The following is a 23,018-nucleotide window of genomic DNA, read 5'->3' on the forward strand; positions in this document are numbered from 1 at the left end:
CAATCAGCAAGGCTCCCGCAAACAGGCTCATCCGGATCTCTTGGTTTCTTCCTGGCCTTAGACCTACCACCGTCCTTAAATTGACCCTCTAAGGAGGATAGGGTAAAACAATCACTTATATAACAATTATATGAATTCCCTTAGCCCCAAAGGTCATCGATGAGTTCAACCACCAATGCCCCCCGCACCCTCAAAGTCCCTCTCGTCAATGTGTATGCCAAAGGTGGCTACAGTGCCCAGTTAAGAATTGGCGCCGAGAAGCACCCGCTGAACCTGATCTTAGATACCGGCAGCAGCACGCTGGTGGTATCCGGCAGCGACTATGTCGAGGAGCGCGACACTGCCCTCACCCCCACCAGCTTCGCCCAGGAGGTGCTTTACGGTATAGGCGGCTGGGACGGCCCAGTGGTCTACACCCGGGTGGGGATTCGTGAGGATGCGATAGATTTCGATCTCCATGACGACCATGTTCCCCATGCCCATCATCCGATTGTGCTTGAGCAGTGTCCTGTGGCCGTGGTGTCATCTCTTGCCCAGGAGACCAGCTTTGCCGATGCCGACGGCATCTTAGGTCTGGCCTACGACGCCCTTAACAAGGTCTATGATCTCAAGAACTATTTTCATCACTATGGCATAGCCCCAGCGCTCACCTTCCCCTGGCCCTTCGATGAGGAGATCCACCTGTGCAGCCAGCACTATCGCCCCATACTCACTGACGCGAATCATGACTTCTCCATGGGTCAGGGCGCGCTCGCCGCGCAAGACTCCCAGTGGCATCAGGCGACCGAGACGAGCTTCAATAGCGAAGATCTACGCCAGTTTAAGCGCTTTCTGCGTACCCAGCCGACAGATGATCTGCCGCCCTATTTCAGCAATTTAACCAGCCACGGCCTGACCCCTAACAAGTTTGCCTTCTTCGCCCGCCGCTCCAGCATACATGTGGCCAGCAAAGAGGTGCTCGCACCCAACAGCGCCAACGAGTTCGCCTTCCTCGGCCAGGATCCCCTCAACCAGGGCTGGTTGATCTTAGGTGGCGGCGAGGAACATACCGAACTGTACCAGGGCGAATTTAAAACCATAGCGGTGATCGAAAACCGGTATTACAACGTCAACCTGGTGGGACTAAAAATAGGCGATGGCGAGATGATCCCCAGCCTGCTGACGCAATCTGTAGAGAATGCAGAGCAGCAAGCATTAGCGGAGCACGAGTCAGCAGAGCAAGCGCCAGAAGCAGACGACGCCCAGCAAGATAACTCACCATCTGACACTAGTGCGCTCTGCCCAGACGGCCAGCACCTGCACACCCATGGAGTACATATCTGTGACACACTCAGGGGGCAGAGCAACGCCATCATAGACACGGGCGCCTCGGCAATCGTGCTCACCCGTCACCTGTTTGGCGCGCTGACTCAGGCCCTAGAAACGATAGATCCCAAGTTCACCGAGCAGATAGCCCCCTTTAGCGATATCGCTTTTCAGCAAACAGGTATCGACATGGCAGAGCTACAGCTGGAGCGCTGGCCAAATATCACCTTCTATTTTGTCGGCCCGCGAAACGAGCATGACGCGGCGCCGAGCTGCAACGATCCCGACTGTCCGCCGGGATGCGAGCCCATCGCCATTCGCGTCACGCCACAGCACTACTGGCAGATCAACACGCCGACTCAGGGCAAGGCCTGCTTCAAGCTGTTGTCGCAGCTGCCCAACTGGCCGGATCAATCCATATTGGGGCTGCCGCTGATGAGCGCCTACTATGTGGTGTTCGACCGCTCGGTAGATGACAAGGGGGTGATCCGCTTCGCCGAGCAGCGACCGCTGCAGATGTCCGAGGTGCAGCATGCCAGATAATAAATCCTTCTCATCAAAACAACTCCGCTCAAGGGAGCAGCCTTCAAGCAAGCTGCCCTCTAGGCTAACCCACTTCCTGGCAGACCATAGTTTTGCCAGCGAGCGCCTGACCATGCGCCCGATAGATGAGTCAGACAAGGCGCTGTATCGCCGCCTCTATTGCGACGAGAGAGTGATGCGCCATATCGGCGCGCCGCTCACCCAGGCCCAGGCCGACAGGGCGTTTCAAACAGCCTTGAGCCAGATGCACCGGGCACTCTCTGGCGCTGCACCTGCTTGCCAATATATGAACTGGGCGATAGTGGAGCAACGAAGCCAGCACGCTATCGGCATACAGGGGCTCACCTGGCAGGGCGAGGATCGCACCCAGGCCGAGATAGGCATAATGCTGACACCCGAAGCCAACGGTAAACTCTACCCGGAGGAAGCCATGGGGTCGCTAATGGAGTATGCCTATCTTAAGCTAGGGGTGACGCGCATCCTGGCAAACTTTGCCGCCAAGAACCTCGCCACCGAATGCTTCGTCAAGAAGCTGGGATTTGTGTTCGACGCAGATGCTTTGCCCCTGGCATCCACAGAGGCAAAAGAGGCTCGCCAGATGAAATCCTGCTTCGCCGATTCACACCACTATAAAAGGTCGAAATAAGTATTCAATTCAAGGCAATTAGCGGTTTTAAAACAGAGAAATTGCTGTTAGCTTTAACCCTTAATTAACATGCATAACATCAGGACCCAAATTCATGGCGGGAAGCCTGGCTTGTGTCGGCATAGGGATGACCTTAGGCGCCCATATCTGCCCGCTGGCACGCAGCTATATTGAACAAGCCGACGTCGTTTTCTCGGGCGTTTCAAACGGCATAGTAGAACTCTGGCTACAGGAGATGCACCCAGACGTACGCTCGCTACAGGTTTACTACGGCGAGGGCAAGTCACGCCATATCACCTACCGAGAGATGGTCGACGCTATCCTGGCTGAGGTCAGACAAGGCAAGAAAGTCGTCGGCGCCTTCTACGGTCACCCCGGCGTGTTCGCCCAGGCGCCCCATAGATCCATAGCGGCGGCACGCGCCGAAGGGTTCGAGGCAGTCATGGTGCCCGGCATCTCCGCCGAAGATTGCCTGATCGCCGACCTAGGCATAGACCCAGGCCAATTTGGCTGCCAGCAGTTTGAAGCCAGCCAGTTTATGTTTTACCAGCGGCGCTTCGACCCCTCCTGTTACCTGATCCTCTGGCAGATAGGCCTGGCAGGCGACAAGAGCATGGCCAGATTCGCCACCGGCAAGGCCCATCGTCAGGTGTTGATAGAACTACTGGCAGAGACTTACCCCTTAGATCATCAGGTGATCCTCTACGAAGCCGCCGTGCTCCCCATAGATAAGGTGCGCAAACACACTCTGCCGCTACGGGACCTGGCCGATGCCGAGATCTTCATGCATACCACCCTGGTGATCCCGCCAAGCGAAAAGATGCGGCCAAACCCTACAATCTTGGAGAAGCTGGCTAAACTTGAAACGGCATACCGAGTCGATGACACCCTAATACCCGAAAACTAATCAACAACAAACTAACTACCAACAACAATTAAGGAAGAGCAATGTCGAACATTATTCAATTACTGGAACGCATGGGTCAGGATGCGGCGCTACAAAACCAAGACGCTAAAGCACAAGAAATTTTAGCTGCCGATGTCGCGGCTGAAATTAAAAACTCGCTACTGGTCAACGACACAGAAGCGCTGCATGAACAGCTGGATATCTGTCCTGACGTCGTCGCCTTCCTACTGCCGGCAGAAGATGAGCAGAAAGAAGATGAAAATAATGAAAACGAAGAACAGGAACAGGCCAGCGCAGTTAACCAATAATCTTATTCAGACTATTTAGATGAAAGTCAGATATTTATTATTATTGTTAATATTCTTCTTCAGCCAGTCTATGGCTGAAGAAGTCGATATTGACGCAACCTTAACTCAGGCCGATCAACTTAAGAGCAGCAATCCAAAAGCCTTCTCTGAGCTGCTAAATACCCTAGAAAAGGAACCACTCAATCCACAACAGAGATATTTTTTAGACTACCTGCGCGGATATGAGCTGACCTACCAAGGCAAGCAAGCGCAGAGCATAGACGTTTTCAACAAGATCCTTAACTCGAACGCTAACGAAACACTAAAATTCCGGGCCAATCAAACCTTAATCAACATCTATGCAATCTCCCAGGATTGGTCCAAAGGCCTGACGCATCTCTCCAAAAACTTTCAATTTATCGAGCAGATAAAGGATCCCGAAACGGTTCAGAGCGGACTGGCCATCGCCGCCATTTTTTACAACCAGATTGAGCAGTATGAGTTAGGCCTAAGCTACGCCGAAAAATTAAGAAGTAGCAAGCCATCTAAAAGAAACACCTGCCTAGCCAATGGCTTAGCCATAGAGGCGCAGCTTGGCCTCAATCAACTCGAGGTCGACTCGCCCAGCCTGCCGGCCGCGGTCGCCAGCTGTGATGAAGAGGTGATAATGGAGAGCTTTATCCACTCCTTTATCGCCACTAAACACCTGCGAGACGGGAATACGGCAGAGGTCTATGCCCAACTCACTCCATCGCTGGAAACCATAGAGAAAACCCGTTACCCAAGGCTTATCGCCGAGGTCTACGCCACCCTGGCCAGCGCCTATCTGCAGGATCACAAGATAGGTGAGGCTCGCTTATTGGCAGAAAAAATTGTCAACCTGGCAAAAGGCTTAGGCAATACTCAGGCGGTCGTTACCGCCTACAAGGTGCTCTATCAGATCGCCGAGCTCAGCGGCAATTACAAGGCGGCGCTGGACTATCACGTCAAGTACGCCCAGGCCGACAAGGCATATCTGGATGATATCAAGACCAAGCATCTGGCCTTCCAGCTCGCCGAGCATCAGGCGGCGGAGCAGAAGAGTCGTATCAAACTGCTGGACAGACAGAACAACCTGCTGCTGACCGAACAGCAACTGGCGAAGACCCAGGCGGAAAACAACCGACTGTTTATCTCGCTGCTGATCGCCATCATCACCCTGCTGGGTTTCTGGGCCTATAAGTCATGGACGATTCAGAAGCGCCTCAAGCAGCTGGCGGAATACGATGCCCTGACCCATGTGTTTAACCGCGGTCACTTCACCCAGGTAGCCCAGAGCGCGCTCACCTACTGCGAGAGCAGCGAGGTAGACCTCAGTTATATCCTGTTCGATCTGGACAACTTCAAACAGATCAACGACAAGTATGGTCACGCCTGCGGCGACTGGGTGCTGAAGAAAGTTGCCAAGGCCTGTCAGGCACAGGGACGCAAGAACGATATCTTCGCCCGCATCGGCGGGGAGGAGTTCTGTATCGCCCTGCCCGGCTGCGACCTACAGACGGCGGTTAAGCTGGCCGAGGCCTGCCGTAAGGCAATTTCCGGGATTGATTGTAGCGCCACCGGCCATGAGTTTGAGGTTACCGCCAGCTTTGGGATCACAGATACTCAGATGTCGGGCTATAAGCTGGAGCGGCTGATCAACGACGCCGACAGCGCCATGTACCAGTCGAAGGAAACCGGGCGGGATCGCATCTGTATCTTCGACCCCGAGGCCAAGCGCACTATCCCTCAGGCGTCCCATTCTCTGCTCTCCCTCTAGCGAGGGAGGCTAGCAGCAAGCGTTCGGGCCAGCCTTGGCATTTGGCTGGCCACGACTATCTGCCCAGATATTAATTGTGCTGCTGCGCAACAGATTGAGATGAAAGCCTTTTGCCAAGCCGCAGCCCCTTTTATAATCAGGCAGTCGGAAACTCAAGCATACGTGAAAAGGGAATGACTCTCGTGCTAAAAAAACTGCTCGCCATGACCAGCTCGACCCAGATGCTCGTCGCCATGTTTATCGGTTTTTCTGTGGGGCTCTTTTTCGGTGAATCCGTCGGCTGGATGAGCAGCATAGGCACCAGCGTGATCCTGCTAATGCAGATGACGGTACTGCCCTATATTCTGGTCTCCTTGGTGGGGGGCATAGGTAAACTCAAGCGCGCCACCGCCAGCCTGATCTTCAGCCGCGCCGGCGTCATCATGCTGCTGCTCTGGGCTGTCGGCCTGCTACTGGTCGCCCTGATGCCGCTCTCCTTCCCCTTTGTCGAGACCGCTTCCTTCTTCAGCACCAGCTCCATCGAGCCCGCCGCGGCCATCGACTATTTCAAGCTCTATATTCCCTCTAACCCCTTCCAGTCGATGGCCGAGGGTTATGTACCGGCCATGGTGATCTTCGCCATCGCCATGGGGCTGGCACTGATTGGCATGGAGGGCGATAACAAGCAGCTGATCATCAACTTCATGCACACCTGCAGCGAGATCTTCTCCAAGATCACCCAGGCGCTGGTGAAGGTACTGCCCATAGGGATCTTCGCCATGTCGGCCTCGGCCGCTGGCACCATGGGGGTGGATGAGTTTGCCAGCATGCAGGTCTATCTCATCAGCTACTTCGTCCTCTGCCTGCTGCTCACCTTCTGGGTACTGCCCTGGATAGTCGCCTCCCTGACGCCGGTCACCTTCGCCCAGGCGCTAAGGATCAGCAAGTCCAGCCTGGTTACCGCCTTTGCCACCGGCAACATCTTCATCGTCATCCCGGTGATCGTCGAGGAGTGTAAGCAGATCATGCGCGAGCATCAGAGCCTGAGCGACGATGCCGAAACCCTCGTGGAGATCTTGGTGCCCATCGCCTTTACCTTCCCCAACATAGGCAAGCTGACGGTGATCCTCTTCGTGCTCTTCGCCGGTTGGTTTAACGGCACACCGATAGAGCTCAGCGCCCTGCCATCGCTCTCCATCAGCGGCGTCCTGTCGCTATTTGGCAGCGTCTATGTGGCGATCCCCTTCATGCTGGACCTGGTGCATCTGCCCCAAGATCTGTTCCAGCTGTTTGTGATGTCTGGCTTTATCACGGGCAAGTTTAACTCCATCACCGCCGTGATGAACCTGTTTGCCCTGACACTGTTGACGGTGGCGCTATTTGAGAAGCGTCTGAGACTCAGGCCACCGCAACTGTTCAAGATGGCCATAGGCGTGGGGGCCAGCGTGGTGCTCACCCTCATCGTCTGTCGGGTGGGCATGGGGCTGTTTATTCACAGCCCAGAGGTGACCAGCGGCGTTATCGCCAACATGCAGGTGGCCGATAAAGTGCCGACCAAGGTGAGCAAGCAATATCCGGTATTGGGCCAGAGCGCCAGTCGCCCCATCGCCGATGTCAACGCCATCCGCGCACGCGGCCTGCTGAGGGTCGGTTATATCCCCAGCAATGTGCCCTTTAGCTACTACAACAACGCCGGGCAACTGGTGGGCTTCGACAGCGCCATGGCCAATCGTCTGGCGGACGATTTGGGGGTAAAAGTCGAGTTCATCCCCTTCGAGAAGGATAAGCTGGCCGCCTCCCTCGACGCGGGTTTCTTCGATATCGCCATGTCGGGTCTGGCGATGGATATCGAGCAGATGGACAAGCTGAGCTATGTGGAGCCCGTGCTGCTGCTTAACCTTGCCATCGCTACCAAAGACCATAAGGTCAACAGCTTCAAGCGCAACCAGTCGATCAAGGCAATGCAAGATACCACCATCGCCTACGTGGAGCACAGCGACATCATAGAAGATGCCAAGGCCTTCTACCCTAACCTTAAGTTCGTCAAGATTAAGGGCTACAAGGACTTCTTCCGTCAGAAGGGCGACAAGTATGATGCCGTGGTGATCAGCGCCGAAGCGGGCTCCGCTTGGACCCTCTTCTTCCCCGGCTATGGCATAGCGCCGCTGGAGTACAAGGCGAAGTACCCTATCGCCTATGCGGTCGCCCAGGACAACCAGTCGCTGCTCAACTATGTCAACAACTGGCAAAAGCTGCGCAAGGTGGATGGCCACCAAGAGCGGCTCTACAACTACTGGATGCTAGGCCAAGGCGCCAGCGAGCCTAAACCCAGGTGGTCCATCATACGGGACGTGCTGCACTGGGTAGATTAAGGCTATCCCTCGCGCCCCAAGGCCTCACCCAAGGGGCCGAAATAGGCCAGTAGCTGGCGATAGATGCGCTCTCTGTGGTCTAGGCTAGGATATCCGCCCGCCTTAGCCAGCGGCGAGTCCAGGGTCTCGTTGACCAGGTAGGGATTGCGGATCTCGGGATGGGACTCGATACAGGCCTCGAAGGCCCTGGCCATCATCTCTGTGGGTTTGGAAAAGTATTGCCTCCCCTGCTGCCTGTCGAGCGCTACGGCGCGGCGCACATACTCGTGGCTGTCCTGACCATCGCCGCTCAGCAAGACGCAGGCAAACAGCTGCATCAGGCGATCGTTAAGGGGATGAACAACTGGCGTGTGTTCGGCCAGCCAGCAGTGGCTAGCGAAGGCGATGCCCGTCGATGGGATCTCGAAGGCCTTGGTCGCAATATAGTGGTCGAAGGCGTGCCAGAACTCGTGTGCCAGGGCGCCGGCACCGGCATTTTTTGCCAGGGCTAATTCTCTCTGAGCAGGCATATAGTGGGCCTGCACGCCCATCTGCCCACCTGTCCCGAAGGCCAGGTTCAGCGTCTGTCTCAGCCCCATGGCCTTGGGCGGCAGCTTTAACATGAAGGCGAGATCGGCAAAGGCGTCGAAGATAAGGTTGGCCGCCTTATGCTTCTCTTCCTCCTCCACCCAGCTACCCAGGCGAATATGATTGAGGCCAAACACCTCCTTGATGTCGTGAAAGCTCACCTGCTCACCGCAGCGATAGTCTGGTCCCTCACGTCGATACTGGTTTCGTTTTAGCACTCGCCTGCCCATAAAATTGCCCGCAGCCATCATACCCTATTTTCTGTCTATGCATGACCTCGGCAATAAAGGAGGTGTGGCACACTTTCAAGTGCTGGTTATGGCCCTCGATAATCGCGCCAGCAGCGACCAAGATAATCGCAACATCGACACACAAAAAAGCCGCCCTAGGGCGGCTCTTGGCATTGCTGCTGATACGAAGCAGATCAGACTCAAACCATTAGGCTAGGCTATCTTCAGCGCCGCCTTGTCGCTGATCAGCTGCATGTCGAAGTCGAACTCATCGACACGAATGGCGCGCTCACGCTTGAGGTTATAGTCCTGCAGCTGCTTGTGCTCGCCCTCTGTGATGATCTTGGCTTCGCGGGCGCGGTCCAGCGTCTGCGCGAATCTCACCCCAGACTTGAAGTAACCCTGCTTCAGTCCCTTCTTCACCTTGGCCAGCAGCGGCAGACAGGCGATCTTCGCCAGATAAGCCTGCTGGTTGATGTCGTTGCCATCCCCCGGTACCGGCTTCACCAGATGAGTCAACTGACGCTTGATCTGGGTGTTGAGCTGCGCCTCATGGGCCAGTTCGCGGATCAGATCGTCGTTGATCTTCTTCATCTTAGGCGAGTAGGTCACAGTGATCAGCTTCATCAGCTGACGTGTCGCAGCCGACGGGAAATTATCCAGGAAGCTCAGCAGGGCATTTTCGGCGTTCACCAGCGCCCAGCGGGTCGCGTACTCGAAGTAAGGCTTAGCCTGGGCACGATGCTCGCTGCTCACCTTCTGCTCGTAGTAGCGAATCGAGGCCATGGCCGCATACAGGTAGCTCATCACATCCCCCAGACGCGCCGACAGCATCTCGGCCTGCTTGAGCTTGCCGCCAAGCACCAAGAGAGAGAAGTCGGCATACACGGCCAGTTTAGACGCCAGCTTGTGCACCGCCTTCTCATATTCCACTACCTCGCTCAGCTCAGACTTGGCTCCCGCAGTGAAAGGCAGTAGGCCTAGGCGGAAGGCACGCAGACTGTTACCGACACTGTAGCCCACTGTCTGCTTGAAGATGCGGTTAAAGGTCTTGTCGGCATCCTTATCGTCGCTGTGAATCGCCTCCACCATGCTTTGCAGATGAGGGTGACAGCGCATCACGCCCTGACCGAAGATCATCAGGTTGCGGGTCAGAATGTTCGCCCCTTCCACCGTAATGGCGATAGGCTGCGCCACATAGCCAGAGGCCAGGGTGTTCTGCGGACCACGCTGAATCGCCTTACCGGCCTGAATATCCATGGCCGAGTTCAGCACGTCGCGGCCAATCTCCGTCATATGGTACTTGGCCATCGCCGTTACGACTGAGGGCTTGAGCCCCAGGCCCAGACCTTCTGTGGTCAGCACGCGCATCGCCTCTTGCAGATAGGTCTTACCGGCGATATCCGCCAGCTTCTCCTGAATCCCCTCGAACTTGCCGATGGCCAGGCCAAACTGCTCACGCACCGCGGCATATTCCGCCGACGACTTGAAAGACGCCTGGCTTACCGAGACCCCAAGAGCCGGCAGAGAGATGCCACGACCGGCGCCGAGACAGGCCACCAGCATCTGCCAGCCGCGGCCGATATTTTGCTGACCGCCTATGATGAAATCCATCGGGATAAATACATTCTCACCGCGTGTGGTGCCGTTATAGAAGCGACAACCCATAGGATCGTGACGGTTACCCAGTTCGACACCCGGATGCGACTTAGGGATAAGCGCACAGGTGATCCCCAGCTGCTCCTTGCCGCCCAGCAGGCCTTGTGGATCTTCCACCTTAAATGCCAAACCTAATACCGTAGCGATAGGCGCTAACGTGATGTAACGCTTGTCCCAGGTCACCGACAGGCCGAGCACCTGCTCGCCCTGGTATTCGCCCATGGTCACGGTGCCGATATCGGGAATACCGCCGGCGTCCGAGCCCGCCTCTGGGCTGGTTAGTGCGAAACAGGGGATCTCCTGGCCATTGGCCAGACGCGGCAGCCAGAAATCTTGCTGGGCCTGAGTACCGTAATGCATCAGCAGCTCACCCGGGCCTAACGAGTTAGGCACCATGACGGTCACCGCCACCGCCGAACTCTTGGCGGCAATGGTGGCCACAATTGTCGAGTTGGCATAAGGGCTGAATTCCAGGCCGCCGAAGGCCTTAGGAATGATCAGCGAGAAGAACTTATGTTCTTTTAGGAAATTCAGTATGTTGTCTGGCAGATGCAGGCTGTTTTGAATGGCAAAATCATCCACCATCTCGATAAGTGTCTGCACTGGGCCGTCGAGGAAGGCCTGCTCCTCATCGGACAGGGTCGCCCCCGGTACCTGACGCAAGGCATCGAAATCTGGGATCCCCTGATAGATAGATCCCTCTAGCCATACATCACCGGCGTCGAGCGCCTCTTGTTCAGTGGTAGAAATACTCGGCAGTACTTTTTTAAATTTTGTTCTAATACTCATTTTTCAGACTCATCCGACCAGAAAACCTAGTGTGCATTACGTCACAAAAAATGAATTAGATCAAATATTCTAACCTCAAAAAAATGCTTTATTTTACAGTTACAAACGCAACTAAAAATTAAGCTCATTCTTTTCAAAAGGTTACAAGTGTACGCTCAAATAAAAAATTTAAACACTTGTTTCATATAATTGTTTGAATCAGGCCTTTTTTGACCTAGATCAGAGACATTTTTCATTAATGAGTGAGCGAAATCACCCTGTTTCAAAAATGAAAAAATAAGCATATATATTTACTAAATTAGCACTACTTATTATGTGGATATAAGCTTAAATTATCATCACAAATAACCCTGCGATATGGGCCAAATACCCAGCTTATGCCACCTGTAGCGGCACGATAAGCCAGCGCATTCGCCCACATGCAGCCATCAAAATAAGAGAGTGCTTCATGAAGATAGCCCTATTTATTCCCTGTCTGGTGAACCAGATGATGCCCCATGTCGGCATCGCCACCGTCGAACTCCTCGAAAAACTCGGCCATCAGGTCATACTGCCCAAGGGCCAGACCTGCTGTGGCCAGCCCATGACTAACTCGGGCTGTTTTGATGAAGCCAAGAAAACCACCCTTAAGCTGTTGAACGCCTTCAAGGGCGTCGAGTGTGACGCCATCGTCTGCCCGGCCGCCTCTTGCCTGGTAGCCGCCAAGGAGAACTTCCATGAGTTCGACGACAGCCCGGAAGCCCAGGCAGTGATCGACAAGCTCTATGAGCTAACCGAGTTCCTCCACGATGTGGCGCCGATCCCCGCCTTCAACAAGGCGTTTAACTTCAAGATCAGCCTGCAGCTGAGCTGTCACGGCATTCGCATGTTGGATCTGGCGACGCCGAGCGAGCAGATGGGCCCACGCACCAATAAGGTCGAGGCCGTGCTGAGCCGTATCCCAGGTATCGAAATCGTATACCCCGATCGCCGCGATGAATGCTGCGGCTTCGGTGGTACCTTCGCCGTCGACGAAGGAGCCGTTTCGGCCAAGATGGGTAAAGACAAGGCCCAGGCCCACGCCGCCACGGGTGCCACCTATGCAGTAGGTTTCGACCCCTCATGCCTACTGCACCTAGATGGCATGATCCGCCGTCAGCTATTGCCGATCGCGACCCGCCACATTGCCGAAGTCATCAATGCAGCCCTGTAAGGAGTAGCTCATGTCTAGTCAAACCACCGCACTCAACTCAGGCGTGCATGCGAAGAAGGCCGACATCTTCTGTCAAGATGAGGCTCGCGTCGATTGGCACTCTAAGGCCTTATGGGTGCTACGTGAGAAGCGCGATCGCGCCGCCGCCAGCCTGCCGGAATGGGAGCAGTTGCGTCAGCTCGGCTCCGAAATGAAGCTCCACACCCTAACCCATCTGGGCGAATACCTAGAGACTTTCGAGAAGAACTGCCTGGCCAACGGTATCGTCGTGCACTGGGCCAAAGATGGCGCCGAGCACAACCAGATAGTCCATAACATTCTGGCCAAGCATCAGGTGAAAAAGCTGGTAAAGTCCAAGTCTATGCTCACCGAAGAGTGTCACCTCAACCCTTACCTCGAGAGCAAGGGCATAGAGGTGATCGACACCGACCTGGGTGAGCGCATCATTCAGCTGGCCAAGCAGCCGCCATCACATATCGTGGTACCGGCGATCCACCTAAAGAAAGAGGAAGTGGGCGACCTCTTCCACGACAAGTTAGGCACAGAGGCGGGCGCCTCGGATCCTCTCTATCTCACCCGCGCCGCCCGCGCTCACCTACGTGAGCAGTTCCTGTCGGCCGATGCGGCCATGACAGGGGTTAACATGGCCATCGCAGACAAAGGCGCCGTTGTGGTCTGCACCAACGAAGGTAACGCCGACATGGGCGCCAACCTGCCTAAGCTACAGCTGCACTCCATGGGCATAGACAAGATAGTGCCAGATCTCGACAGCGCCGCCATCTTGCTGCGCACCCTGGCCCGCAACGCCACCGGTCAGCCGATCACCACCTACTCCAGCTTCTATCGCGGTCCACAGGACGGCGGCGAGATGCACGTGATCATCGTCGACAACGGTCGCACCGACATGCTGCAAGACAAGATCCTGGCGGAATCGCTCAAGTGTATCCGCTGTGGTGGCTGTCTGAACACTTGTCCTGTGTATCGTCGCTCAGGCGGTTACAGCTACAACTACACCATCCCAGGCCCTATCGGCATCGCCGTGGGTGCTCAGGCGGATGATACCCACTCTATCCCTTGGGCCTGTACCCTGTGTGGCAGCTGTAGCTATGTCTGCCCAACCAAGGTGCCGCTGGATAAGATCATCCACCATCACCGTCGCCTCAAGGCCAAGGCGGGCAAACTGCCTTACGGTAAGCGCAACTATATGCCATTGGTCGGTAACTTCATGGCCAGCGAAACCATGCTCAACTGCTCCATGAGTGTGGCCCGCACCGCGCTGCGCATCCTGCCGGGCTCGCTGCTCAAGCCATTCTCTGGCGCCTGGGGCAAATACAGAGAGTTGCCAGTCGCACCTAAGTCCAGCTTCGAAGCTTGGTTTAACAAAAACAGAGGTCAATAAAATGTCGAGCAAGCAATCTATTCTCAATGCATTAAAAAGCGTCGCGGTTGCACCTCAGGCCATGCCGCCAATCAATGTCAGCCCACGTCTAGACGATGTAATTGGCCAGTTTGAAACCAACCTAGGCACAGTTGCCGGTACCCTGCATCGCGAGGGTGGCCTGGCCGCCCTGCAAGCCAAGGTCGACGAGCTGATCAAAGAAGGCAAGCAGGTGATCTCTCAGGTCGAAGGTGTCACGGGCAACCGTAACGCCCCCGACACGGCCCATGAGCTAAGAGACATCGACTTTGCGGTGATCCCCGGCGATGTTGCCGTGGCTGAAAATGGCGCCATCTGGGTCAACAACCAGCATCTGGGCCACAGGGTGACTCCCTTCATCTGTGAAAACCTGTTCCTGGTAGTGAGCGCCGATAAGGTGGTTGCCAACATGCATCAGGCGATTAAACAGATTGGTTTAGACAGCGGTGAGTTCGGCGTCTTTATCGCTGGCCCATCCAAGACGGCGGACATCGAGCAGGCCTTGGTCGTGGGTGCCCACGGCGCCTGCAGCCTGAATGTCTACCTAGTTTAAGCGCCTAGCTTAAAACATTAGTTTAGGTTCTAAGCTTCAACCCTATTTAGCAGCCTCAAACTGCCTGGCCACCACGATCACTGTGGTGGCTTTTTTTTGCCTGAATTTCTTAAATATTAGTTGTCTTAATTTGTCGCCAAACGTCAGAGACGATGCAGACGAAATCTTGGTAGGCGGTTAGCAGTGAGTTTGCTTGGACAGGTGCCAACGACAAGGGGCTGCGAAACTGCCGCTGAGTAAAGGTGTTAGCAGCGCGGCGTTAATGGAACAAACAGCTGGCTCTGTCCTGCATAAATTCGATAAACAGCTTCACCTTGAGCGGCTGATGGGTGCGCTGATGGTACAGCAAGGAGATGCGTCGCTGCTCGCCGTGCCAGTCGGGCAACACCCGGCGAAGCTCACCCGAGGCAAGCTCCCCCTTCACGAACAGCTCTGGGCCATAGAGAATACCGCCATCGTCTACCGTGGCGCGCACCGCACCGTTGAGATCCCCAAGGGTCAACTTAGCCGGGCCTTCGTAATAGAAATCTTCGCCGCTGACATGCTTCATCGACCAGTTAAACAAAGGCCACACCTTGATCAAGGAGTGCTCCACCAACTGATCCGGATGTTGCGGCGTACCGGCGCAGGCAAGGTAGCCCGGCGAGGCAAATAGGCCATAATCCAAGACCCCCAGCGACTTAGAGACCCAGGAAGAGTCGGGCTGGGCGCCGCCGACGATGGCCACGTCCACCCCTTCATCGATCAGATCGATACTGGAGTTATTCTGGGTGATATGCAGCTGAATATCCGGATAGGCCTTGGAGAAGTCGTTCAGCACCCCGATGAAGATCATCGAGATGATAGACACGGGCGCCGCGATGCGCAGTGTACCTTCGGCCTTCTCGACTCTGGGCTCGCTACAGCGGTCAAACTGGGCCACCACATTCTGATAGCGGCCAAAGAGCTCGCTGCCCTCCTCGGTTAACCTCAGCTTACGGGTGCTGCGCATGATCAGCTGAGTATCAAGCAGGCTTTCCAGCTTAGTCACCTTGCGGCTAACGGTCGCCACAGGCATACCCAGCTCTTTGGCCACCTGGGAAAAACCGCCGGTATTCACCAGATGCACAAACAGATGGATAAGCTCAAGTTCTGTGCCTACGCTACGCGCCATCAAAAGCCTCGAAAAAACCGATTAGAAATGGATAGGAATTATAACAAAACCGCGCACATAGCGCAGTAGAAAAGCCTTAGGCAACACTGAGCCGTATCAAGAAAAGTGCAAGTAATTCTCCTCTTTTACGGTAAGTGCCCCGTGAATCTCGCCCGCAAGCTGAGTTATAATCATCGGCAATGATTAATTCCCACCAATCCAGAGAGCATTAAGATGGCTAGAACCGCCGCCGCATTACACATTTTGGTCAAACATAAAGAACTCGCCGAAGAGATCATCGAGAAGCTCAACAAGGGCGCTAAGTTCGACCAGCTCGCCAAGAAACACTCCACCTGCCCATCGGGTAAGAAAGGCGGCAGCCTGGGGGAATTTAAGAAAGGTCAGATGGTGCCCGCCTTCGACAAGGTCTGCTTCAGCGGCGAGTTGATCACGCCGCATCTGGTCAAGACCAAGTTCGGCTGGCACGTGGTGAAGGTGTTGTATCGGACCTGATGCTAAGATTTATTCTAAGTGTTCAATGGGGTGATGGTTAACCATCATCCGCCCCTCTATTTATCTTAGTAAATTACACTCAACCATTCTTTCGAACTGAATTCGCTTTTTTAATACCCTACCTTCGCTGTAACCTATCGCCTGCGGCGAGCCCATGTGCAAACACTATTTTGGCTCGCCGCGAGCACTTCCGTGTGGGCTCTACGAAATCATCCCTGATTTCGAAGGCCAAAATCGTGTTTACACTGACTTCTATCGTCTCTTCGATTTAACTTCATTTATCACAGACACACTAAACAAAAAACATAAAATGCCACTTCTCATAAGCCTCACGTCCCTGAATCTAGATTCATAATAATAAACAACAAATCAGTTAGATATCGCAAGTATTGATTCCCCCATTTCTCGCTATCATTGATCTACATCGAGTTAAAATCCCATAATACAGTTTGGCTGTTGACGTTAAGGCCCTTTTACATAGTAAGGAACAAAATTGAGTATCGTAAAATCTTTATCGCTTGCTGTAGCGGGTGTGATCGTAGTGGCTTCGTCGGCCAGTGCTGAGGTTGGTGTGCGTCTCGAGTATGGTAATCCTGGCGACGCGGCAGATAAGGCGGTGAGAGAGGAGCTTATCGCATCTGATGTCATAGACACGGGCGTTAGCTTTATCAATGACCACTTCAAACTCGCAGAGCCTCTTGTGGTTGCCTTCGGCGGCGATGATGGCCCGCTGTTTGATGGCGAGAGCGGCAGGATAATGATCCCCTATGCTTTCGTTGACGAGGTCAGGCGCAGATTCAAGCAGGCAAAATATGATAAGACTGGCGTGACGCCTGAGCAGGCGACAGATGATGCCTTGCTGCACACCCTGTTTCACGAGTTTGCCCACGCCCTCATCGACATGTATCAGCTGCCAGTTCTCGGAAAAGAGGAAGATGCTGCCGATGCCCTCGCCACAACGCTACTCGTCGAGTTTTTCGATGATGGTCAAGAGATTGCGTTAAGCGCCGCCGATCTCTTCGATATCGAGAGTGACGACAGAGAGGTCCTTGAAGATGAAGACTTTTGGGACGAGCACAGCCTAGACGATCAACGCTACTTTACGACCCTATGTCACGTCTACGGCAGCGCCCCCGACAAGTATGCAACCATAGTTAAAGAGGGGCTACTAGGGAAAGAGAGGGCCGAGCTATGCATCGAAGAATATGCCGCCATCTCTCGCAGCTGGCTGTCGATACTGACCCCCTACATCAAGCCCTGAATCAGACCTTACAAGGCCAATAAGCTCAGACAAAAAGCACACTGAACTCTAAGCCCTAAGGCCACGCCCTAAACCCATGCCTTAAACCCACGCCTTAAGCAAGGCGCGCCCTTATGTCGCCATCGGACTTTTCTGTTGTCCTATCTCTCACTCGGCATGGCGAGCCCCCCAGATTAAACTCCTGGGGATTAATTTGTGAGGTGTCCCATGTCGAGATTTCTACTCTCTAGCTTCTGTCTTGTTTTACTCTATCCGACGGCAATTGACCTGTATTTAGTGGGTCTGCCACAGATCGCGGCGGAGTTAAACGCCACCGAATCCCAGCTGCATATCGCCTTCTCTATCTATCTCGCCGGCATGGCGACGACCATGTTGCTTGCGGGCAAGCTGGCCGATTCCCTAGGCCGAAAACCGGTCGCGATCACTGGGGCGGTTATCTTTATCGCCGCCTCGCTATTGGGGGGCGCCGCCGAGCAGGTAGGGCCCTTCCTGATGGCCAGATTTGCACAGGGAATAGGCGCAGGGTCGTGCTATGTGGTTGCATTCGCTATCTTGCGAGATACCCTGGATGACACCCGCCGCGCCAAGGTGCTGTCGATGATCAATGGCATCACCTGCATCATCCCGGTAATCGCCCCCGTGGTGGGCTACCTGATCATGCTGAGCCACCCATGGCAGAGCCTGTTTGCCACCATGGCCGGCATGGGCTCCCTGGTGCTTTTACTCTCAGCCACCTTGCTGCGCGAAACCAAACCCAACAAGGCCCCAGCCGATACAGCAGTCCCCATCACGACAGAGCGTTTCAGCAATCGCTATTTCATCAGCCGCCTGGTGATCACCTCCCTCGGCTGCACCGTTATCCTCACCTATGTGAACGTTTCACCCATGCTGATCATGGGCAATCTCGGCTTTGACCGTGGAGGCTACTCCTCTGTGATGGCATTTACCGCAGCGGTGAGCATGCTCGCCGCCTTCTCAACTCCCTTTGCCCTATCTATTTTCAAGGATCGCACCCTGATGCTAACCGCCCAGGGCCTGTTTGGGCTGGCGGCAATCAGCGTTAGTTTCGCCAGCGCCCTCAACCTGAGTGTTCAGTGGTATCTCTTCAGCTTTGCCCTGATCTGCGCCGGCTTCTCTATTGGCTATGGCGTAACCATGAATCAGGCGCTGAGCCCCTTCTCGCTTCGGGCCGGCGTGGCCAGCTCGCTGCTGGGGGTTAGCCAGGTCTGTCTGTCGGCCTTCTACATCTGGGTTATGGGACTCTTTGGGGTCACGGCTGAGAATATGCTGATTTTTATATTGGCATTCAGTAGCATAGTTTGCCTGGCGTTAATATTATTAATACCCAACCCCATCCAAGCGGCGCACTATGAAGAAATCCATCACACGTCTTGACCTCAACTTGCTGGTCACGCTCAAGCTCTTGCTGCAGGAGCAGAGTGTTTCCAAGACGGCGAAAATTCTGCATGTGACGCCGTCGAGCGTGAGCAAATCGCTGAGTAAGCTGCGGGATTGGTTCGACGATCCTCTGTTTCTGAGGACGCCCAACGGCTTAACCCCGACGCCCGTCGTGCTGAGCATGGAGCAGGAGCTGAACGATTGGCTACAGATGGGGCCGCACATTCTAGAGAAGCGCAGCGACGAGTCGACCAAGGGATTAAGCTTTCACCTCATGGCCGAGTCACCGCTGCTGCTCACCATGTTAAATGCCCTACTGCCTAAGATTCAGCAGCGTTTCCCCGATGCCAAGGTCAAAACCAGCAACTGGGACTACGACTCCCTCGAAGCTATCATCCGCGGCGATGCAGACATAGGCTTTACCGGCCGTGAGAGCCACCCGAGATCGAAAGAGTCGCTGGATCTGCTGCCCTATTTTATCGACTTCGAGGTGCTATTTTATGATGTACCCAGGGTCTATCTTCGTCGCGATCACCCGGCGCTACAGCAGGAGTGGGATCTCGACGCATTCCTCTCCTATTCGCACATCAATATCATCTGGGAAAAAAGCGAAACCTGGGCCCTGGACGAGGTACTCGCCGAGCAGGGCAGAACCCGGGAAGCAGGCCTGGTCATGGCAAGCTTCGAACAGTCACTCTTCATGGCGGCGCAGCCCGGCCATACCATGGTCACCACCGCGCCGCAGTACTGCGAGGCTTATACCGCCTTGCAGCACCCGGATTTAGTCAGCCTCCCTCTACCGCTAGCGCAGCCTTACCTAGACAAGCTAATCATCCCATTCACCCTGATGTGGCATAAGCGCAATACTCACAATGCTAAGATTGCCTGGCTAAGAGAGACGATGAGAGCAATCTATGGCGACAAGGCCGACACCTGACAAAAGTCGACCCTAGCGCCTTAACCTCAACCCCTTGGCCGCTTGATAAAACAGCTAGCTGTGCCACAGGCGAGCAACATGCCTTTGGCATCACGAATCGTGCCTTCGGCCCCCCCCTAATGAACGGGAGACGTGGGTAACCTTCGCCTGGGCGATAAGGGTTTCGTTGAGGGGAATGGGCCGCATCATCTTAATCGCCAAGTCCGCTGTGCCATAACCCACACCGGCCTCCAACATGGTATGAACGGCGCAGCCGATCACTGAGTCCAGCACTGTCGCCGCAAACCCGCGCCCTCAACATCATAGTCGCCATCGTCCTCTGCCGCGCCCACCAAAGCATTTCCCCCTTAGATGCGGTGCTCGCCACACTGCCGCAGATGACTAAGCTTGAAGTTTGAAGCTTGAAGCTAAGGGCTAAAGGTTAGTTGCTAGCTATCACTAAGGCTCTAAATTCGTTAGCGTATACTAAGCTTGGCTTATTCCTTCCGTCACTTGAAAGATAAGAGTCCAGCTCACAACGGACAGGCCGAGTCGCGCAACCCAGGCAGTAAAGGATATCGAATGACCGACAAATTTCAGCAGCTTGCAGATAAGATAGATGCCGCCTTGCTCGCAGGCGATAACACCGCCATTGCGACCATCTTAGCCGAGATAGCCAGCGCCGAAATAGCCAGGCTGCTGGAGTCCCTGCCACCAAAGGAGAGGCTAAGCGTCTGGGCGCAGGTTGCCCCCAAGCGCTGCGCCAAGGTGCTCCTGGCCCTGCCACAGCCCCAGCGCCGGGCGCTCATTCAACATACGGATGAAGCCAAACTGATTGCCGGCCTTAGCCAGATGCAGATGGATGAACTGGCGGATATCGACGCCGACCTGCCCATGCCGGTGGTCTCGGCCATGGTGCAGGCGATGGACTCCCAGCGCAGGCAGAGATACGAGCTGGTCAGAGACTACCCCGACCAGAGCGCCGGCGGCCTGATGGATGTGGATATCAGCGCCCTGCGCGCCGATGTCTCGATAAAAGCCGCGCTGCGCTATCTGCGCCGCCTGCGTCAGCGCGAAGGCCAGCTACCGGAACATCTGGACAGCCTGATGGTAGTCGACAGAAACAACACCCTGGTCGGCATCATCCCCCTGAGCCTGCTGGTTTCCAGCGAGATGGACACCAGCATAAGCGAGCTGATGTCCACAGAGTTCACCAGCTTTACCCCAGAGATGTCCGCCAGCAAGGTGGCGCAAGTCTTTAAAGACAAAGATCTGCTGTCGGCCCCCGTGGTGGATGGTGAGCATAAGCTGATTGGTCGTATCACAGTGGATGATGTGATCGACGTGATCCAGGATGAAGCCGACAAGGCCCTCTATTCCCAGGCCGGCCTGAACAATCACCCAGACCTGTTTGCTCCCATAGTACGCAGCGCCAGCCGCCGGGCACTCTGGCTCGGCATAAACCTGCTCACCGCCTTTCTGGCGGCCTGGGTGATCGGCCTGTTCGAGGCAGCTATCGAGAAGGTGGTTGCCCTCGCCGTGCTCATGCCCGTGGTGGCCAGCATGGGCGGCGTCGCGGGCAGCCAGACCCTCACCATGGTGACCCGAGGCCTGGCACTGGATCAGATCAATCGTAATAACATCATCAAGTTGATTGGCCACGAGTTTGGTATCGGCGCGCTCAATGCCCTGCTGTGGGCATCCTTGGTCGCCTTCATCGCCCGCAAGTGGTTTGGCGACTGGCAGCTGGGGCTGGTGTTTGGTCTCGCCATGGTGATAGTGCTGATCACCGGCGTGTTGGCCGGCGCCAGCATCCCTGTGCTGCTGAAGAAGATAGGCATAGATCCGGCCCTGGCGGGCGGCGTGGTGCTGACCACAGTCACAGATGTGGTGGGCTTCTTCGCCTTCTTAGGATTGGCGACCCTGTTCATTCTTTAAAGCCGATTATTCAGCGGCTTTATCCTCAGAGTTTCCTCGCTGCGCCTTGACTATCTTAAGCTCGCCATCCAGATGCAGATCCCGCTGAGGAAAAGCGATCACTATGTCGGCCTGGGTAAATAGCTTGTAGATGCGAAAACGGATATCGCTACGGATCCGGCGAATGTCCGCCTCTGTGTTGGCACACACCCAGAAGATGCCATCGAAGATGAGCGCGTTATCGCCAAAGTCTTCGAAGATGGCGACCGGGGACGGCGTAGTCAAGATCTCCTCATGCTCATCCAGGGTCTGCTTGATGATATCCGCCACCCGCTCCACATCCGACCCATAGGCAACCCCCACCCTCACGGTCGAGCGGGCGATGTTGTCTATCAGGGTCCAGTTGGTGACGGTATTTTCCAGCAGCTGGCTATTGGGCACCAGCATATGCACCCCGTCGTTGCGGCGGATCAGGGTCGAACGGGTATTGATGCTCTCCACCACCCCCTTGGTCTCGCCTATCTCCAGAAAATCGCCGATGCGGATCGGCCGCTCCCACATCAAGATCCAGCCGCTGATGAAGTTGTTGATGATGTTCTGCGCGCCGAAACCGACACCGATTGCCACGGCGCCCGAGACGAAGGCGAAGGCCTTAATGGGAATATTGAGGATCTCCAGGCTGGTCACCAAAATGATGGCGATCGCCAATATGAGATAGATGCGGGAGAAGAGATGCACCGCATCCGGGGCGACCTTACGGGCCAACAGGGCGCGGCGGATCAGCTTGCCGATGCGAGTCACGATAAACCAAGCCAGCAGCAGGAGCAGCGGCACCTGTAACACCTGGGAGACGGTGATCGCCGAGTCCCCGTAGGTGAAGAGAACGAAAGATAAGATCTCTTTAATGTCCTGCCAGCTCATGCCCCGCCCCTCACTTTGCGCCGTTCATTGAGTATAACAGCCGGGGCGAAAAGCGTGATTTAGCCATCGAGGTCAATCACTTGGGCAGTGCAGCTCTCTAAGTTAAATACTGAGCCAAAGCACGGCTACCAGAAAGAGCATGGAACCCGAGAGACGGTTGAGCCACTGGCCCCTGCCGCGCTGCCGGAGGAAGCTCGAGAGCCGTCGACCACCATAGGCATAGAGCAGCAAACAGGCAAACTCTATGACCACCACCAGCGTCAGCAAGACTAGCGCCTGGGTCATCAAAGGCTGCTCGGGACGAATGAAGGGCGGCAGCAGCGTCATCAGAAAGGCCCAAGCCTTAGGATTAGAGATCGCGGCGGAGAAGCCACTCAATGCCAGTGCCCCCGGCGATGATTGCGACGCACTCTCCACCTTACTGGCACAATAAGGCGATCGCCAGCTCTTCACCCCGAGATAGATGAGATAGGCAGCCCCTAGGTATTTCACCATCAGCAACAACCATTCATGACGGCTAAGCAAGTTGCTGATACCGACAAGCGCCAAGGTGGCGATCGAGGCGATGCCCACCAACACGCCGAGCATCATCCACAGGGTTCGACGCACGCCGATGTTAGCTCCGAGCGTCATTGCCAGCATCATGCAGATCCCAGGTGAGAGCGACATGAGAAAGAAGGTCAACATAAAGACCAGTAACCATGAGAAATCCACAG

At 55.2% G+C, this 23,018-nt stretch carries 20 protein-coding genes; 14 read left to right on the forward strand and 6 right to left on the reverse strand.

All coding sequences use genetic code 11. The features are described 5' to 3' along the window. Nucleotides 1-159 precede the first annotated feature (159 nt). From K0I31_RS15630 to K0I31_RS15655, 6 genes are all read left to right on the forward strand, one after another. A complete protein-coding gene (locus K0I31_RS15630; RefSeq protein WP_220078959.1) occupies nt 160-1,848 on the forward strand; it encodes a pepsin-like aspartyl protease in 1,689 nt (562 codons plus the stop codon). Continuing rightward, nucleotides 1,838-2,494, forward strand: coding sequence for a GNAT family N-acetyltransferase (locus tag K0I31_RS15635; RefSeq protein WP_220078960.1), 657 nt, complete (start codon nt 1,838-1,840; stop codon nt 2,492-2,494). The genes K0I31_RS15630 and K0I31_RS15635 overlap by 11 nt, the downstream gene beginning before the upstream one ends. A 94-nt stretch (nt 2,495-2,588) precedes the next feature. After that, nucleotides 2,589-3,401: an SAM-dependent methyltransferase gene (locus K0I31_RS15640; protein WP_220078961.1), complete on the forward strand. Its 813-nt coding sequence runs from the start codon at nt 2,589-2,591 to the stop codon at nt 3,399-3,401. A 41-nt stretch (nt 3,402-3,442) separates the two neighbouring features. Then, nucleotides 3,443-3,709: a hypothetical protein gene (locus K0I31_RS15645; protein ID WP_220060067.1), complete on the forward strand. Its 267-nt coding sequence runs from the start codon at nt 3,443-3,445 to the stop codon at nt 3,707-3,709. A gap of 70 nt (nt 3,710-3,779) precedes the next feature. After that, nucleotides 3,780-5,486 (forward strand): GGDEF domain-containing protein, encoded by a 1,707-nt coding sequence (locus K0I31_RS15650; protein WP_258406520.1) that lies wholly within the window; start codon nt 3,780-3,782, stop codon nt 5,484-5,486. 173 nt (nt 5,487-5,659) lie between these two features. Then, the gene (locus tag K0I31_RS15655; protein WP_220078963.1) at nt 5,660-7,837 is read left to right on the forward strand and encodes a cation:dicarboxylate symporter family transporter; all 2,178 of its coding nucleotides are present in this window, start codon (nt 5,660-5,662) and stop codon (nt 7,835-7,837) included. A gap of 2 nt (nt 7,838-7,839) precedes the next feature. Here the strand turns inward: K0I31_RS15655 and K0I31_RS15660 are convergent, their stop codons facing one another. Together K0I31_RS15660 and K0I31_RS15665 are read right to left on the reverse strand one after the other, a co-directional pair. Then, on the reverse strand, nt 7,840-8,622 hold the full coding sequence (locus tag K0I31_RS15660; protein WP_220078964.1) for a CLCA_X family protein: 783 nt from the start codon (nt 8,620-8,622) through the stop codon (nt 7,840-7,842). A gap of 225 nt (nt 8,623-8,847) precedes the next feature. Continuing rightward, entirely contained in the window at nt 8,848-11,082 is a 2,235-nt protein-coding gene (locus K0I31_RS15665) for an acyl-CoA dehydrogenase (protein ID WP_220078965.1), read from the reverse strand. A gap of 448 nt (nt 11,083-11,530) precedes the next feature. Here K0I31_RS15665 and K0I31_RS15670 point away from each other — a divergent pair, with 448 nt between their 5' ends. Genes K0I31_RS15670 through K0I31_RS15680 form a run of 3 tightly spaced genes read left to right on the forward strand, consistent with a single transcriptional unit; the run spans nt 11,531 to nt 14,244 of the window. After that, nucleotides 11,531-12,274, forward strand: a complete 744-nt coding sequence (locus K0I31_RS15670) for a (Fe-S)-binding protein (RefSeq protein WP_011866801.1) — start codon at nt 11,531-11,533, stop codon at nt 12,272-12,274. Between the two features lie 10 nt (nt 12,275-12,284). Next, complete coding sequence (locus K0I31_RS15675; RefSeq protein ID WP_144201865.1) at nt 12,285-13,673, forward strand: lactate utilization protein B; 1,389 nt, start codon at nt 12,285-12,287, stop codon at nt 13,671-13,673. A gap of 1 nt (nt 13,674) precedes the next feature. Then, nucleotides 13,675-14,244, forward strand: a complete 570-nt coding sequence (locus tag K0I31_RS15680; RefSeq protein ID WP_220072140.1) for a LutC/YkgG family protein — start codon at nt 13,675-13,677, stop codon at nt 14,242-14,244. Between the two features lie 259 nt (nt 14,245-14,503). Here K0I31_RS15680 and K0I31_RS15685 read toward each other — a convergent pair whose 3' ends face one another. Continuing rightward, entirely contained in the window at nt 14,504-15,397 is an 894-nt protein-coding gene (locus K0I31_RS15685) for a LysR family transcriptional regulator (RefSeq protein ID WP_011866804.1), read from the reverse strand. A 213-nt stretch (nt 15,398-15,610) separates the two neighbouring features. On the opposite strand from K0I31_RS15685, the gene ppiC reads away from it, so the two are divergent. The 4 genes from ppiC (at nt 15,611) to yidZ (ending at nt 19,485) form a co-directional block, all read left to right on the forward strand. Continuing rightward, a complete protein-coding gene (gene ppiC, locus K0I31_RS15690) occupies nt 15,611-15,889 on the forward strand; it encodes a peptidylprolyl isomerase PpiC (RefSeq protein ID WP_011866805.1) in 279 nt (92 codons plus the stop codon). A gap of 493 nt (nt 15,890-16,382) precedes the next feature. Next, the gene (locus tag K0I31_RS15695) at nt 16,383-17,150 is read left to right on the forward strand and encodes a DUF4344 domain-containing metallopeptidase (RefSeq protein ID WP_258406521.1); all 768 of its coding nucleotides are present in this window, start codon (nt 16,383-16,385) and stop codon (nt 17,148-17,150) included. Between the two features lie 207 nt (nt 17,151-17,357). Then, nucleotides 17,358-18,545, forward strand: coding sequence for an MFS transporter (locus K0I31_RS15700; RefSeq protein WP_220078966.1), 1,188 nt, complete (start codon nt 17,358-17,360; stop codon nt 18,543-18,545). Beyond that, nucleotides 18,520-19,485, forward strand: coding sequence for an HTH-type transcriptional regulator YidZ (gene yidZ / locus K0I31_RS15705; RefSeq protein ID WP_220078967.1), 966 nt, complete (start codon nt 18,520-18,522; stop codon nt 19,483-19,485). The genes K0I31_RS15700 and yidZ overlap by 26 nt, the downstream gene beginning before the upstream one ends. A 90-nt stretch (nt 19,486-19,575) precedes the next feature. On the opposite strand, the gene K0I31_RS20145 is transcribed toward yidZ, so the two are convergent. Next, the gene (locus K0I31_RS20145) at nt 19,576-19,722 is read right to left on the reverse strand and encodes a hotdog family protein (RefSeq protein ID WP_258406655.1); all 147 of its coding nucleotides are present in this window, start codon (nt 19,720-19,722) and stop codon (nt 19,576-19,578) included. Between the two features lie 324 nt (nt 19,723-20,046). Here K0I31_RS20145 and mgtE point away from each other — a divergent pair, with 324 nt between their 5' ends. Beyond that, nucleotides 20,047-21,402 carry a magnesium transporter gene (gene mgtE / locus K0I31_RS15715; RefSeq protein WP_220078968.1) on the forward strand — a complete coding sequence of 452 codons (1,356 nt, stop codon included), beginning with the start codon at nt 20,047-20,049 and terminating at the stop codon, nt 21,400-21,402. Nucleotides 21,403-21,408: 6 nt separating this feature from the next. Here the strand turns inward: mgtE and K0I31_RS15720 are convergent, their stop codons facing one another. Both K0I31_RS15720 and K0I31_RS15725 read right to left on the reverse strand, forming a co-directional pair. Then, the gene (locus tag K0I31_RS15720; protein ID WP_220078969.1) at nt 21,409-22,302 is read right to left on the reverse strand and encodes a mechanosensitive ion channel family protein; all 894 of its coding nucleotides are present in this window, start codon (nt 22,300-22,302) and stop codon (nt 21,409-21,411) included. A 102-nt stretch (nt 22,303-22,404) separates the two neighbouring features. After that, complete coding sequence (locus tag K0I31_RS15725) at nt 22,405-23,016, reverse strand: LysE family translocator (protein ID WP_220078970.1); 612 nt, start codon at nt 23,014-23,016, stop codon at nt 22,405-22,407. Nucleotides 23,017-23,018: the final 2 nt, after the last annotated feature.

This window comes from Shewanella spartinae, assembly GCF_019457555.1.
GTDB lineage: Bacteria > Pseudomonadota > Gammaproteobacteria > Enterobacterales > Shewanellaceae > Shewanella > Shewanella loihica.